7 protein-coding genes are annotated in these 16,254 nt (G+C 59.8%); 2 read left to right on the top strand and 5 right to left on the bottom strand.

Features of this window, described 5'->3' with window-relative positions; all coding sequences use genetic code 11:
• Nucleotides 1–18: 18 nt before the first annotated feature.
• The 5 genes from RIG82_12460 to RIG82_12440 all read right to left on the bottom strand — a co-directional run bounded on the left by RIG82_12460 (nt 19) and on the right by RIG82_12440 (nt 12,922).
• Nucleotides 19–8,724, bottom strand: a complete 8,706-nt coding sequence (locus RIG82_12460; GenBank protein ID MEQ9461754.1) for a peptidylprolyl isomerase — start codon at nt 8,722–8,724, stop codon at nt 19–21.
• A gap of 14 nt (nt 8,725–8,738) precedes the next feature.
• Entirely contained in the window at nt 8,739–8,879 is a 141-nt protein-coding gene (locus RIG82_12455; protein MEQ9461753.1) for a hypothetical protein, read from the bottom strand.
• A 28-nt stretch (nt 8,880–8,907) separates the two neighbouring features.
• Nucleotides 8,908–10,005 (bottom strand): hypothetical protein, encoded by a 1,098-nt coding sequence (locus RIG82_12450; protein MEQ9461752.1) that lies wholly within the window; start codon nt 10,003–10,005, stop codon nt 8,908–8,910.
• Between the two features lie 159 nt (nt 10,006–10,164).
• The gene (locus tag RIG82_12445) at nt 10,165–11,595 is read right to left on the bottom strand and encodes a DUF3482 domain-containing protein (GenBank protein MEQ9461751.1); all 1,431 of its coding nucleotides are present in this window, start codon (nt 11,593–11,595) and stop codon (nt 10,165–10,167) included.
• Nucleotides 11,588–12,922 (bottom strand): DUF2868 domain-containing protein, encoded by a 1,335-nt coding sequence (locus RIG82_12440; protein MEQ9461750.1) that lies wholly within the window; start codon nt 12,920–12,922, stop codon nt 11,588–11,590. Before RIG82_12440 ends, RIG82_12445 begins: the two co-directional genes overlap by 8 nt.
• A 171-nt stretch (nt 12,923–13,093) precedes the next feature.
• Between RIG82_12440 and RIG82_12435 the strand changes: the two genes are divergently transcribed.
• Together RIG82_12435 and RIG82_12430 are read left to right on the top strand one after the other, a co-directional pair.
• Complete coding sequence (locus RIG82_12435; protein MEQ9461749.1) at nt 13,094–14,617, top strand: GGDEF domain-containing protein; 1,524 nt, start codon at nt 13,094–13,096, stop codon at nt 14,615–14,617.
• A gap of 244 nt (nt 14,618–14,861) precedes the next feature.
• On the top strand, nt 14,862–16,223 hold the full coding sequence (locus tag RIG82_12430) for a hypothetical protein (protein ID MEQ9461748.1): 1,362 nt from the start codon (nt 14,862–14,864) through the stop codon (nt 16,221–16,223).
• The last annotated feature ends 31 nt before the right edge of the window (nt 16,224–16,254 follow it).

Genomic DNA, 16,254 nt, shown 5'->3' with positions numbered 1-16,254 from the left:
CACTCAAACAGCGATGGCTCAGGCTCTGTTAAAGTCGGAGAAGACCGTGGTACGGTTGTTGGATGAGCTGGTTTCGATCAGCGAAGGCTTCGGGGTGCCGATCAGTTCGATGGTGTAGGTTCCGGTTGCGAGGGCTGACGCATTGATCGCGAGTGCGCGATCGAGCGATGAGCCCGAGGCGAGGGAGGCAATCGAGACGTCCTGGACGGTCAACAGGGTTGTCTGGGCCGTGGTGGCGTTGTTGGTCGCGATGACCTGGAGGTCGATCAACTGGTTGGCAGCAATTCGAGTGCTCCCCACATTGCTGATGATGGCGGTGATTGTGCCAACAAGGGGCGTTGTAGAGTCAAAGCCATTCGTCGTGGCGCTGATCGCGAGGTCGGTGGTGTTGTCGTTTAGGACGGTCAAGCGGGTTGTGGAAGTGAGCCGGTTGTTACCGAGCACTGAAGGGGCTCCCGCATACGGGAGGTTGCTGGTTCGCTCTCCGGTTGCGGTGGCTTCGACGATGATGGTGTAGTTACCTGTCGGCATTCCGCCTGGGAGGGTGACGTTGGCGTTGGCGTTTTTGACCTGTCCCGGGCGCAGGTTGGAGATGCTCGTGGTGAGTGAGGTCTGGTTGTTGGTGAGGCTGAGCCTGTAATCATCAGAGCCATCGCTGGCCCCACTGATCGGCCGGGCGAAGTAGGTGAGCGTGGCGGTGGCTCCGCGGTCGAAGTTGACATTGCCAAGATTGGTCAGTTCAACCGGAATCGACAAACGGGTGTTGGACCCTGCGATCACGGTCGATGTTGGGAGCGAGAACCTGCTGCCATAGGCTAAGGAGATGTCTTTGTATTCGTCGCCTAAGACAACCATTGACACGGTTGAGCCATCCTGATCCAGAGCAGAGGTGTTGTTGTCGGTGTTGTCCTCGTCGATGCTGGTCTGAGGGTTGATCACGGCACGGACTTCATAGACACCATCGCTTGGCAGGCCATCCGAGCTGATGCGCACGTTGCGTGAGATGCTTCTCGCGGCGTCGAGACGGCTCACGCTCACGTTTTCAGCCGTTCCAATCACGCGTGTGACGGCAGACCCTCCACTGATTCGGACTATCTGGATTTCGATGTCCACCTTCTGCCCGGCAGCCAGAGCAGTCGTCCCGGTGTTCTCGATGATGACGCGCAGTGAACCTCGGAAACTCTGGCTTCTGAGGACTGCCGGTGGGAGGCTGACGCGGTCGAGGCTCGCAACCATATCGACAGCACCGTTGACGATGGCGATCGTGCCGGCGCTGGTGTCGGTGTTGTTGTCTTCAGCGACGGTGCTGGCGGGCGTGCCGTCGGATTCTTCGACTTCATCGAGGGAATCAACTTCGACAATAAGGAAATAGTTGCCATCATCAAGCATGTTGGTGTTGGTCCCTGGCGGGACCGCGACGGTCAGGTTGACTCGTTTGGACTGGCCGGGGCGTAAGTTGCTGAGGTTGACGATGGTCCCGTCCTGGAGGCGGTTGTGGCTAGGCAGGAGGACATTGTCCGTGTTGGCTGGATCACCATCTGTGCTGGCGTAGACGCGAACCTCAACTGACGATCCGGCGGGAACGAGATCACTGCCTTCGTTGGTGACGGTAGCACGCACCCGGATGGGTGAACCGTCTCCCCCGCCGATGGCGGAAGCGGGAACGGTCGTGTCGTCAAGTGCGATGGTGAGATCGACGGCACGGTTGGCGACCTCGATAGTGAAGTCAGTCGTGTCGTTGCTCGGGTTGTCATCGGTGATGCCGTTGAGTTCAACGATCTCGGCCTCGATCGTCCAGGTCTCAGAACTCATCGTCATGCTTTGAGGCAGCCCATCGGGGAGATCGAGCCTGACGTTGATCGTCCTGCTCTGACCTGGTTTGATGGCGGGTAGGCGTACATTCTCGGCGCTCCCCAGAACAACTTCGGTGCTCCCTAGGATGGCTCGCACCTCAATGGTGGCAGTAGCGCCGTTGGCGCTGCGGATGTTGCCCACGTTGGTGAGGTCTACGGAGACCGTGGCTCGGATGCTTTCGGCAGCTAGCGTCGTGTCTGGCAGCGTTTCTCTACGGATCGAGGCGGAGAAATCAACAGACCCTGTGACCACATCGATGGTGCCGATGGAGACGACTTCGTTGTTGGTGAACGCGGTGTCGGTGAGGTTGCTCTCCGATCTAAACTCACCAGTTGTCGGGTCAAAGACACCGACCAGTGGGTCTAGCACGGCGATGATTCGATAATCATCGATCGGCATGTCGGGTGGCAACTCGATGGTTGTGTTGATGCGTCTGCTCTGTCCGGGGTTGAGCGAGCTGGCGTTGACACGGATAAAGCTGGACCGATTCACGGTTAACAGGATGTCCTCGCTGCTGCCTGCTGAGCCAGACGGCCTGGCGTAGAACGAGGCGAAGGTCGTGGCTCGGTTGGGGATCCGGTCATTGCCGAGGTTGATGATCTCGATCGGGACGCGGATTCGAGTGCCATCACCGGAGGTGAGTGTTGTTGAGGGGAGGTCTAAGGCGCTCCCGAATGCGATGCCGAGATCGAAGGCGGGTTGATCCAGTTCGATGATTGTGTTGATGCCTGCGCCAGCGGAGGCCGTGTTGTTGGTTTCATTCGATTCTGCCAGATCGCTGCTTGAATCGATGATAGCCAGCAACTCGTAGCGGTCCTGTGGGATGAACTCAGGGATGGTCAGACGGACGTTGTTGAGTGCGGTGGTGGCTGACGGGGCCAGATTGCTGACATTCACGATGAGCGTTCTTAGGATGATGTCATTGAGGCTAACAGGTGATCCTTCGGGGCGGAGGACGAACGTCACGGCGACCTGCTGGCTCGCGGAAAGGGCGGTCGCGCTGGGATTGGTCAGCTCTACCGATGCGTTGAAGTTGTGAGTTCTGCCTACGGGGAGGCGTTCATCAGGGTCTAGTGTTGTGTTGGTGATTACGCCGCTGAGGTCGGGCTCTGCGGAGGTTGTGATCGTGAAGGTATCCTGCGCGGTGAGTCCATCGGAGTCGGTGGCGGTGACGGTGATGGTTGCCGTGCCTGAGCCGCCATTGACGAAGTCGAGGGTTAGTTCGCCGGTGACGTTATCGATGACGGCATTGACAACGGCGGGGTTGTCATTGCTCAAAGAGAACGCCAAGTCTTCGTTGAGAGACTCGAAGATAAACAGGTTGTCCTCGAGCCCGCCGGGGAGCGCCGAGTCGATGAGAGGGGTTTCGGAGAACACATCGCTGCCAAGTGTGTTTGAGAGGTCACTCGGCGTGCGGTCCGCGATCGCGTCGATCAGGTCCATGCTGCCCTTGATCACTTGGCCGAAGACGGTAAAGCCGCCGTTCTGGAAATCGAGGCCATTCGGCGTTGTGATCGCGTCCACGCCAGCGTTGTCGTCGCTGAGATTGATGAACCACTGGCTGGTTGCCGAGTTCGGGTCGTCCGCTACCTTGGCCATCGCGAGCGTGCCGCGGGTGTTGGATATACCGGGCTCATTGTCGACAGGATCATCGGTCTGGACGCGAATCGGTCGGTCGCTGATGGTATCGAAGGTAAAGCCACCCGCTTGGAGGACGAAACCTGAGGCTAGTCTTTGGAAGAAAGAGCTGTTGAAATCACCCCTCTCGACGTAGTTGAGAAAGTTAAGCACTGTGTTCGGGGCCTGAGCATCGAACAGCTGGATGAAGAAACTGTCAGCCTGCCCCGCCAGTGTGTTCAGAAGCGTTGTGCGGTAGAGATTGCTGCCATGATCGAAGACATCGAAGAGATTGATCGTCTGATTACCAGCCGAAGCGTTGGTGGTGATGTCAGCGATCTCATTGCCTGAGACCACGGTGGGTTCGCCGACGGTAATAAATGCCCCGCTGGCGATGTTGTTGGTTTCGTTCTCCTCCGTTAGGTCGCCGGGGTCGGTGAGGGCGGTGGTGCTGGAATCAATGAAGCCCACAACCTCGTAGAGACCGACGGCGGTGGAGCTATTGAGTGTCAGGTTGACGACCGTATCAATCACCGTCCCGACGGTTTCGCCAGCGATCACCACGGTTGTAGTGCCCAGGGTCACGAAGGGGCCGGTGCCCGGATCGCTTTCGGCTCTGAGCCCGAAGGTCACGGTGATGTCGCTCTGTCCGCCGGGGACATCAATGAGGCCGATGGTCAGAGAGAGTGTGGTGGTGATGGTGCCGCCTGCGCCGTCAATGAACCCGCTGACAACGGGCTGGCTGAGGGTGCCCGTCAGATCAGGTCCGAGGACGATCGTCACGGTGGGGCCGATGACAAGGTTGTTGGTCTCGTCTTGCTCCGTGACCGCATCGCCGGTGTCGAGGATGGCGATGACCCTGTAATCACCGACGGGGAGAGTTGAGGGATTGCCGGTGATGTCGGCGGAGATCACCGTCGGCGTGGTGGACCCGCCAGCGGCCAGTGAACTGATGTCGATGGTGTCTGTATTGAGGAGGACATCACCCGAGGCGTCCGTGGCCGCTGAGGGGCGGAGGACGATGCTCACGTCGATGGTTGTCGCACTCGGGATGGCCAGGAAGGCGTTGTCGATGCGGAGGGTGACTGAGTTGCCGGTATCGTCCGCGCCCAAAACGAGGAACCGCTCGAAACCGGATACTGCAGTGAACTGACCGGTGAGGTCGGGTGCGTTGACGGTGATGGTGTCGCCGGTGACGGTGTTGTTGACTTCGCTGGTTTCGGCGACATCATCGCCCGTATCGATCTTGACGATGAGGATGTAGTCATCGGGCGCGGTCATCGCGGGGATGGTGACGTTGATGAGCTCGCCTAGCGGTGTGCCTGCGGCGAGGTCACTCACGTCCAGGGCGAGTGACGAGCCGATGGTGATGTCGTTTGAATCATCGACCGCACTGGTGGGTCGGAGAGCGACCTGGATATCGATGACAACGGGATTGCCTAAGACGACGCCGTTGTTAATCAGGTCGATCGTGATGGTTCCGGCGGTAGCGGCCTGATCGACTGCTGTGGGTAGAGTGCTCCCGGTGATTGTGGCGGTCAGATCGGGCCCGTCGGCGATGGTGATGGTGCTGCCGGTGACGGTGTTGTTGGTTTCGTCGGTTTCGGCTACCGAGTCGCCGGTATCGACGGCGACCACCAGGGTGTAGGTACCGAGGGCTAGTGCGGCGGGGATATTGATGCTAATGACAGCCGACTGTGGGGAGCCTGCCGTCAGGTCGCTGATGTCAATGCCAGTGGACGTGCCGATGCTGATATCACCTGAATCATCTGCGGAGCGGAGGAAGATCTCGACATCGATGGCGACAGGGTTCCCCACCGTAAGACCGTTGTTGATCAGATCAACCGTCACGGTCCCGGCGGTCGCCGACTGATCCAGCACGAGAGGCAGGCTGGTCGCCGTGATTGCGCCGGTCAGATCGGGAGCGTCGGCGATGGTGATGGTGTCGCCGGTCACGGCGTTGTTGGTTTCGTCGGTTTCGGTCACGGCATCGCCAGTGTCGACAACGACGACCAGAGTGTACTCGCCAAGGTCCTGTGAGGCGGGGATGTTGACGTTGATGACTTCTGATTGAGGCGATCCCGTAGCAAGGCCATCGATGGCAATGCCAGTGGCTGTGCCAATAGAGATGTCCGGGCCAGTCGTTGGGCGAAGAAAGACCTCGACATCGATGTTGACAGAGGACCCCACATCCAGACCGTTGTTGATGAGATCAACGGTCACCGTGCCCGGCGAGTCTGCCTGCGGGATGGCTGCGGGGAGGGTCGTGCCCGTGATCGTGGCGGTGAGGTCGGGGGCATCGACTGTGATTGTGGCAAGGATCACTTCGTTATTAACGTCATTGGCTTCATCTGAAGTTGCATTTTCAGAATTAACGGTGACGATAAGCTGGTATTCGCCCGGCGCGATGTCATCTGGAACGCTGAAATCGAGATCGGTGATCGTTTCTACGGCGTTGGGTGCCAGAGCTTCGAGATTGATCGTCAGGGTTGGATCACTGATGACCCGGTCAAGGCCGCCTCCAGTCGGGCGCAGCACGACGTGATAGGGAACTTCATCGAAGGAAGACCCTGGGGTGTTGATGCCATTGTTTCTGATGTCAAACGTGACCGTGCCCGAAGCGCCAACTGAGTTGTTCACGATCTGGCCATCGGTGATGCCGGTAAAACTATCTAAGACGACGGCTAAGTCTGCCCTGTTTATAACTGTGAATCCGATGAAACCTACGTTGTCTGCTTCACGTGGTTCGGAGTCCAGCACGGACCCGGTGTCAACGTTCGCAATGAGTTCGAATGCGAGAGCCTCGTTGGGAGCGAGATCAATCACGCCTTGACCGGTGATATCGATGCTCGACGGTATGGTCACTTGAAGATTCTCAAAGACCTGTGTGTCGCCAGTGGCCAGTCCATCCAGTTGGTCAATCAGGACTGAGCCGATAGGAGCTGTATCTCCGGAGCTGCTGCGTAGGAAGAAGTCGACATTGATATCTTGACCCGCAGGAATGATTACGCCATTGTTCGTGATCGATAAGGTGACTTCGGCCACGAACTCTCGCTGGTAGGGGAGGCTGACAGGCAGTGTTGTGGCGGTAATAACGGAGGACAGGCGTTCTTCGGCGACAATCGTCACCACCCCCGCGTCAACCGCCTCGTTGTTGTTCTCGTTGAACTCGCCGAGTGCATCATTCGAGTCGATGACAGCAACGAGGTTGTAGGCGCCAACGGCTGCATCAGCGGGGACTGTGATGTCCAGGTCCGTGAAGGATTCGGTGCCAAGGAAATCGAGGGCTCCGAGGGTGAGGTCATGAGTGCCAACACTGATGTCGCCAGTGTTGTCGATCGCGCCGACCAGACGGAGCAAGAACTGGACCGCGACTTCCTGTCCAGCATCGAGGCTTTCGAGGACGTTGATGACGGTGATGTCCGCTGTTGCAGGCGTGCCGGTCCCGCGAGTGATCGTTGAGGGCAAGTCGTTGGTGTCGAGGCTGATCGACAAGTCGCGGCCCGCCTGGACCGTAAAGACCGTCGCTGAAGTCTCTGCCTCGTTGTTGTTCGTGTTGTCCTCAGCGGGCGTATCGTTCTGGTTGACTTTGGCCACCAGGACAAACGAGCCGATGGGGAGCAGATCAGGGATCGTCAACGCCAGGCCAGTGAGGGTCTGCGTGTTCCCGAGATCGAGGTCCACGAGGTCAACATTCACGCTTCCCAGGTCGATGTCCTGGGTGTCATCGGTCGCATTCAATGGCCGAAAGGCAAAGCCGACCTCGATGGTCGTGGTTCCCGTGAGGTCGAGGCCACGATTGAGGATGGTGACGCTGGCAGTGCCGGTCAGATTGCCGGTCTGGGTGTAGAAGCCCCCACTGCTGGAGAGCGAGGCGGTCACCGATGTGGGGCTGAGGTCGGTGTTGTTGGCGATCGTGACCGTGCTGGAGACCTGATCGTTGTTAGTTTCATTGGGTTCATCGATGACATCGAGTGTGTCCAGGACCACCCGAATCTCATACTCATCAACGTTCGTTGCCGCAGGGATCGAGATGGGAATACTGCCGGAGAGGGTGCCCCCCAGGGAAGTCAGGTCGCCCGATCCAACGGTGACGATGGACGTGCCGATGATGATGTCTTGGCTGTCATTAGTGTTGCCCACGGGGCGGAGCACGGCGCCGATGGGGATCTCGGTGCCCTCGGGCACATCGACGTCGCCGAGGTTCTCGATCGTGACATTGATGGTGCCATCGGTCGTGACATCGGGGCTGATCTGCGTGGCGATGTCATCGGTCACGCTCTGGACGGCCAGGTCCGGCCTCGTCGACGCCTCGGTGGTGACGATGAACTGCTCTTCAGTATCGTTGCCATTCACGTCGGTCGCCGTAACGGTGATGGTTGCCTCACCTTTCGCAGCGTCGTTGTAGTCGAGGGTTAGAATGCCATCAGCGTCGATCGAGGCGGAGACGATGCTCGGATCGGAACTAAGAACAGTGAAGGTCAAAGCCTCACGGATGGACGAGAAGCTGATGAGGTTGGTGTCGTCGAGGACGGGGTTGGCGGTGTCATCAAGGACAGGGACTAGAGGATTTGAAGGATTGTTGGTATCGGTAGGCAACTCGGCGATCACAGCGCGATTCAAAGCCGCGATGGCATCAATGACATCCATGCCGTCACCGAGAACCTCACCGAAAGCGGTGAAGCCGCCATTCTGGTTATCCAGGTTTGCCGAGTTATCTCCGAGGTTGAAGAACCACTCGCTCGTGGCTGAGTTAGGGTTCCCGCCAACTTTAGCCATGGCGATCGTGCCACGCGTGTTGGAGATGCCTGGTTCGTTCTGAATCTGTCCCCGGCTCGTGACATCACCGATAGCATCAGATGCCGGGTTGATGTTGAACCCACCGCCTTGGATGATGAAGCCAGATACAGCCCGGTGAATCAGCGTGTTCACCCAGTCTCCGCTGTCGGCGTAGGCCCGGAAGTTAGCGACCGTGATCGGTGTCTGGGTCTCAAACAGGTCCACGTCGAAGAAATCATTGGCTGTGCCGACGGAGTTGGTGAGTGTGAAGCGGTAGATCGCGTCGGGATCGGTAAAGACATTAAAGAGATCGACTGACTGGTCATTGAGTTGCGCCGCTACCGTGAAATCGCTGATCGGGTTGCTGACGTCAACCGTCAGCAACAGCCGGTCCTCGAGTCGTTCAAGGGGGGCTGGGATGCCGTAGCCGAACGCGGGTTCATCTCGGTGCAACTTCTTATTCCAACGGCTCATATCTGGACCTGTTCTCAGGGGGTAACGATCGGGCTGATCGGGAGGGTTCGATGGAACGGCACGATGTCCAAAGGCTTCTCGGTCGTGTACTGGTGAGTGTTGTGGATGCGGTCTGCGCAGCACAGCACGGCGTCAAACGAACGCCGTGCTGACATCTTGCACTGCTTCAACACAAATACTCGCTCAATCGCCGGTCACGACTCCGGGGTCCGCGGGGCTCACGATCGCGGTCTCGGGCTTTGTTTCAAGGTCATCGGTTGCCGGCTCAATCAGCGCCGCCGCTTCATCGACAATCTCTTGAACAGGCGTTGTCGCTTCGATCACCGGTGTTTCTGACGGGAGTGATTCCACAGCGGGCTGCGTCGCGGCAGGCGGGCTTGACGTAGCTGCCTGCGGCGCTTCAATCGCTGGTGCTGGGGCACCGGCTTCAACAGTCGGAGGCACGTCAGCGATTGCCGGGAGGGCGGCCTTCGCGGTTACTGCTGGCGGTGCTGGCAAAGGCACCAAGGATTGGGTGGTTGGCTCGATCGGGACCACGATCGTGGGTGCTGGATCCGCACCATACGCGGACCCCCAGGATGCACCGGCGGCGATCACCGCAACACCAGCAACAATGACCGCGACGAGGGCGACTGCCAGACTCACTCCAGCCAGAACCATCGTCTGCCGACGGCCCTTGTCATAGAGATCGCGGACTTGAGTATCTGATCGCTTGGTGCGCTCGGCCAGGGTTCTGAGCATCAGCGTGCTGGCCTGACTGGTCTCATCGAGGCGGCCGAGGGTTGAGCCCAGGGTTCCGAGACGATCGGCGAGCACGCCGTCGGATTTTTTTCGGTCCATGAGTGAGTCAGCAATGACCCGCAGGCTCTCTCGCTCGCTCTCGTAAGCGATGGCGAGCCGTTCGAGGGCGGCGTTCATCACGGTCCGCTCCTCGGCTGCCGAGGCGATCTGCTTCTGCATCAGTGCAGCCATCTTCCGCTGGGTTTCGGACACCTGCTGGAGATGAACCACCGCTTCGGGGAGATCGGAGACCGCTTCAAGAAGTCGCTCGGATCGCTCGGCCTGATCGCGGGTGTGGGTCTTGACGGCGTCCATCACCTCGACGATCTGCTCATAGCCTTGTTCGAGACGGCTGGTAGTAGTCTCTCTGGAACCCCGCGCAGGGGTCAGGGGCAGCGTGCCGCTTGAAGCGGCATGTTCCTCACTGCTCACGGGTCGCGGTCGTCGCCAGTCAAACAAACGCCAGAGTCGCTCCGAGAGCTTCATGGTTATGGATGCCATCCGGGGGGCTCCTGTCGGCCAAAACGAAGCGGGCTGAGCCCTGCCACGCAGCAGCCTGTCCTCAGGCCACTTCAGGCGTAGCTTCTACCATTATCGGTCGTGTCGGTCGGGTTGTCGAAGAAAAGCTTGACGGCTGGCAGGGGTCGTCTCATTTTGAGGCTAGTCCTGATAGGAGTCTGTCAGGGATAAAAGTGGCTTCAGAAGACCTGAGAGCCGTTGAATGGCGGCATCATCCCCTCTGGTCGAGCGAATCTTTCTAAAGGCGATTTCGAGGTCACGCCGGACGGCGTCGAACGCGGGCTCGTGCCAAATGGCCTCGGCCGATTCGGGCTCGATGGCCATGACCTCTCGGCGAGCATGGGACCAGCGGGCCACAACTCGGTGATGGGCCAATGCGCGTCCGAGCACAACAAAGGGCAGATTCGGGTTGGTCGATGGGCCGTAGATCGCCCGGCGGCCAGCTAGTTTGACCGGCCCGAGTCGGACATCGGCCAGTCGGTCGCTGTACCGCAGGCCCGCCCAGAGCCCCGACGCCCCGCCGATCATCGAGCCGATGACGGCCCCCGCTGCAAGCGAACTGCCGCCCAGTCCGACATCCACGACGACACCACCCGCCGCTCCGGCCGTCACACCCGAAGCCCCGAGTGTCGTCAGCATCTGCCGACGATCCAGGCCCCAGAGGTACCACCGATCGGCGGCAAACAGGTCACCTTCGTTAAAAGCGAGCGCCTCTTCGGTCCGTTCAAGTCGCCGGTGTCGATAGACCCGCTCCACCTCACTTCGACAACGCTTCTCAGCCTCGCGTAGCTGTTCTTGGTACTGATCGCGCAACTCGGGCTCGCACGCCGTCACGATGGCGTCTTTGCCAAGCAGCTGCTCGACGCGTTCGGTCAAAGCCCTGGCGACCCACTCGGCAAGGGTCCGTGCCGCCCGCTGGTGCGCTCGCTCTCGATCCGCTTCGAGCAGTGATAAGCTGTCGGTGATGGCGGGGCCATCGTGAGCGGAGGCGATGGTGCCGAACTGATTGAGCACATCGATGCGTACCCGGTAGTCGGCTTCGACGGGATTGAAGACACACACCACGCCGAGAAACTGACGAAGAGCCGTGATCCACGAGTCGAGGTGCTCGCTGCTTCGTATCGGGTTGACGAGGCCCAGTCCGGGGCGTCCGGTCCATCGGAGAATTTCCATTTCGTCTTCGTACTCCGGCCCGTAGGGCACGGAGCCATCGACAACATAGACCGCCAGCCCGCCGTCTATGAGGGGTTGAAGCAGTGCGCATTCTTCATCCATCACGCCTGTGCCAGCGTGCTGTGTGAGAAACGCACGCACAGCATCCGGGCGATCCGCTGCGGTCGATGCGTGTTCACGCATCCAGCTCAGGGCGCGTCTTGGGCGTTGGAAACCGGGCGTATCCACGAGCCGGTAGATGACGCGATCATCGATCGTCACATCGAATGCTTCGCTCTGGGTCGTCGTCCCCGACCTCGGGGCAATGCGCACGGAGTCGTCCTGGGTCAATGCCGCCACCACACTCGATTTGCCCTTGTTGGGATGTCCCACCACGACAAAGGTCGGCACCTCATGCATCGCGAGGCTCCTCGACGGGAGCGATCGACAACGCCATCGCGTGATCACCTCGTTCAAGGAGGCATCGCCGCCAGTCACTGATCTCTTCCTCCGCCAGTGCCCTGGAGTCGGGTGATGCGAGCACGACGACGATCCGTTGATTGCGGTTACCCAGTCGCTGCCGCAACGCCGAGAGGTCATCCAGACGATCGCCCATCGGCGGTTCCCAACCTGGCACGATGACCAGCACATCGCCGTGGTCACTGCCGGTGAGTTGCGTCAGGATCGTGAGATCATTCAGCGAACCCGAAGGCCCTGACCACCCATCATCGACCCAGGATTTCCAGCTCTGCGAGCAGTCACCGGGCTCGCTCCACAGAACGGCTGCCGGTTGGCGATCGAGTCGTGCCAAGCCTTGAGCCTCAACGGCACCCTCAGAGCGACCATCGCCAAGCGGAAGTGGCGATTCGAGCATCCCCAGCAGTACATCGCGGGCACCATCGAGACTTAGCACCGCTGAGCGTGCTTCGTGCCTCACCCGCCAGCCGGCGTAGCCATAGGTCAAAAGTCTCGGGATCAGCCCATAGACCAGCATGGCCATGAGCAGGTAGCGCCACCATCCGCCGAGGATGACGCCCTCCTCACGTGTGCCGGATTCGACTCCCGTTGTATCCCCAGGGAGCCGGTAGACCCTGGAACGCTCAATCAGTTCATAGTCAACCGTGGCTGGCGGCCAAGCCCAGACCCAGGGCTCTGCGGAGGCTTGTACCCACTGGGCAACTCGCTCGTTGGAGACCTCCAGCGTCGTCGCCCACCCAAAAGCAAGGTCGCTTAGTGTGACCGCCCCAATAAGCACCACCAACCCTCCCGACTGAAAGCCGAGACCGAGACCCAGACTCCATCGTGCGCCCAACCAGCCGGCGATTGGGCTCCAAACGCGATCGATACCGGGTCCTGAGAGTTCAACCTTCAGCGATCGTTCCAGCCAGCGTCGAGCCACCATCATTCGCGTGGTTGACCACACGGTGGAGAGATCGCCAAGCACCGGCAGCCGTGGCCACCAGCGCTGGGTCACTATGCCCACGATGAAAAGCAGGCTTAATACGAGGGGAAGCAGTACGAATACAACCAGCAGCGGGAGCACATTCACAGGGCGCTCGCCGCTATAAGCCAGCAGAGCTCCAGCCAAGCCGCCACCCAGGAAAGCACCAACCAGCAAGATGCCCATCTGGATCAACCAGAGAAACCCGCTGGCGTGAGTTGAGTCGGCGCCTTGCGCACGACTCCAGGCCAACAGACATCGTTCGGCGGCGCGGGCGTCTCCTCCCAGCGCATGACCGATAAGCACGTGGTCAGGCTTATCGGTTCCAGCCGAGCGAGGCTGGTCCGCTCTTTTGTGCAGCGACTGGCTAATCTGGATCAGGGGTCCGAGCAATCCGTCATCCTTTGTCGATCTCTTCTATGAAGCCATCGTATCGGTCGCCCGATCTTGATGAGGTCAACTCTCATGGTACGCGGCATGACCCTCAACACCTCTCACGACCCCTTGAAGCTGGTTGATCGCATCGTCGGGTCTTCTCGGGTCCCGACGCTACCCGCAGCGGCGATACGTCTGCTCAAGCTCTGTCGGAGCGCCAATACCAACGCCGCTGACCTCGGTGAGGTCATCCGTGTCGACCCGGCTCTGACAGCACGCTTGCTGGAGGTCGTCAACAGCGCTCGCTACGGGCTCCGTCAGCAGGTCACCAGTGTCGATCACGCCGTCGCCATGCTCGGGATCAAGGCAGTACGTTCACTCGCTCTCGGTTTCTCGCTCTTACCCATGCTTCGTGAGTCCGCTGACACGATGCCCGCCCTGGAGTGCGTCTGGCGACGGAGCGTGATCGCCGCCGTTGCGGCCCTGGAGTTCGCCAAAGCCACCGAAGATCAGCAGGCCGTCGATGACATCTTCGTGCCTTCGCTTCTCCAGGACCTTGGCGTCCTTGCGATCTTGGCCGAGCTGCGGGACCCCTACAACGACCTGCTTCGTTCTACCAAGAGTCACGTGGACCTGGCCACTGCGGAGTGCAAACTCTACGGAGCGGACCATGCCCGCGTCGGTGCTGCGCTGGCTCGATCCTGGGGATTCCCCCCTGAGATCGTTGACGCCATCCGCTGGCACGCCGAGCCGGAGAAGCGACACGCATCTCACCTCGCCAAACTTTCGGCGCTTGGCGGTCTTGCTGCCGACGCCCTTGCACTCGATCAAGAACAAACTCCCGACCATGCCATAGCCGGAAAACTCCTCGAGTCCGCGACCGGACTCAGCGTTCGTGAAGATTTGGTCATCTCAGTACTTGATCACACGCGAGAAACCGCGAACTCGCTCCTGCGCAGCTTCCAGTTTGATACCACCCGCATGGCTGATCCTATGGAGTTGCTTCAGCAGGCCAACCGGCTCCTGCAGGAGATCGCCCTGGATCAGCATCAGCGGCTCACCAAGCTCGACGACGCCAACGCCAGCCTGCGCAAGCAAGCCGATGTGGATGGTCTCACCGGGCTGCTCAATCGCAGAGCACTCGATCGAGAACTGCTTCGTCTCTACGAACGCGCGATCGCCTTGTCTCGTCCGTTGTCGATCGTTCTCTTCGATCTCGATCGCTTCAAGGCCATCAACGACCGCCACGGCCACAACGCTGGCGACCATGTGCTGCGGGTGGCCACCGAACGCTTCAGCGGGCAGTTGCGGCAGGGGGCTTGCCTCGGCCGGTTTGGTGGCGAGGAGTTCCTGCTCGTCCTGCCCGACACGGAACAGGAGTCCGCCCTGCAGATCGCTGAGCGATTGCGGGTCTGTCTGGTCAAGGAGCCGTTCCAACTCCCGGAAGGCGACTCGATCAAGGTCACCGTCAGCGGGGGGGTCGCGGTGCTCAAAACCGGTGCTTCCAAGCCCTCCAGTCCCGAGCAGTTCATCTCCAGAGCCGACGCGGCGCTCTACGAGGCCAAGGAAGCCGGCCGCGACCGCATTGTGACGGCCCCCGATCAGCCGCTTCGCCACTCTGCCTGACCGCCAGAGCCCGCTATTTTTCTCATCTTATCATTCTAGGGCTGGGGCCGGTTAAATCTGCCAGAAGCCAGTTATTCACTTGTCTTATAGAAGTGAGGCGGTTAGTCTTATACTTATCTGTGGATCATTTACCCGCGTTTACTGGCCCCCGAGCGTTCATGGGCCATACTCAAGTGTCGAGAGATGGACTCAACTTCGATCCATCGCTCTCTGTAAAGACCAATCCCTTAGGAGGTTAAGAATCATGATGAAGAAAATGCTTGGTGCAGCAGCTCTGGCCGCGTTCGCCACCCCGGCGTTCGCCCTCACCCCTCTCGTGACCATCATGGATGAGGACTTCGAAAGCTATCTCGGCGAAGTCGATCCCCAGGCTGCCGTTGATGCCGTGTGGGGTGATGGAGATTTCTTCCAGTTCCTTTCGGCTGACGTGAACAGCTTCAACTTCCCGGTAGGCGGCCAGACCGTCAACAATACCCCGGGCGGCGCGGCGTCGGTTGGCTTCGGAGCCACGACCGCCGGTGGCAGTGGCAGCAGCGTGACCTTTGCTGACATCGCCGGCCTTGATCCCGCTTACCACAACTATGTCCCCACGGACGCCAATCCCCTGTTCATCTCCTTCGATATCTTCGATGACGGCACCCACGGCAACACCCGCCGCACACTCGGTCTTCGTCAGGGCGGTGGCGCTGACAACATCGTCGAGATGGGCTTCTACAACAGTTTCGACAACTCCGGTGATCTGACCGAGGCATTCCCCGCGATCGGTTACCGCCAGATTCTCTGGGCTGATACCGGTCACGGTAGTTCTGGCCCGAACTGGCAGGCATTCGACCTGACGACCCAGAACCTCGACGAAAACGATGACCCCATCTTTATCCAGATCGAAGACCCCGAGAATCCCGGCTCGTTCATCGATTCTGATGACTCATCGATCCCCAACGCTTCGGCCACCAACTTCATCCCCGATGGTGAGCCCGGCGTATGGCATCGTTTTACCCTTACGGTCGGCGAAACTTCGCAGACGTTTACCCTCGATTATCTTGCCGATGGGATTGTTGACGCCGAAGTCGTCGAAACCGGCAACGCTCCCACGGCCAACGGTATCGGCTCGGTCCGTATCGGCGGCCCTTCGTTCATCACCTCGGGGGGCAACCCAGTTTACTGGGACAACATCCTCATCCAAGTCATGGAAGCCGCTGTTGGGATCACCGGCGACTTCAACGCCGACACGTTGGTTGATGCCGATGACATCGATCTGCTGACCGAAGCCATCCGCAACGGGTCGACTGACCTCCTGTTCGATCTCGATGGCTCAACAACCGTTGATGCCGATGACCTCGCCGAGATGATCGCCACCGTGCTGGGTACGGTTGAGGGCGACGCCAACCTCGACTTCGCTGTCGACCTCATCGACCTCTCGGCCCTCGCCTCCAACTTCGGCCTGACCGCTGGCTGGGCTGGCGGCAACTTTAACACCGACACCGTCGTTGACCTCATCGACCTGTCGCTGCTAGCCAGTAGCTTCGGCACCGGCGTCGCTGCTCCCGAGCCCACCTCGGCGGCCCTCATCGGCCTCGCTGGTCTCGCTCTGGTCCGTCGTCGCTAAGACGAACGACCGCTGATTCATATGACTGCAA

Source organism: Phycisphaeraceae bacterium (assembly GCA_040222855.1).
Taxonomy (GTDB): Bacteria; Planctomycetota; Phycisphaerae; order Phycisphaerales; family Phycisphaeraceae; genus Mucisphaera.
This window is presented reverse-complemented; position numbering and strand designations above follow the sequence as displayed.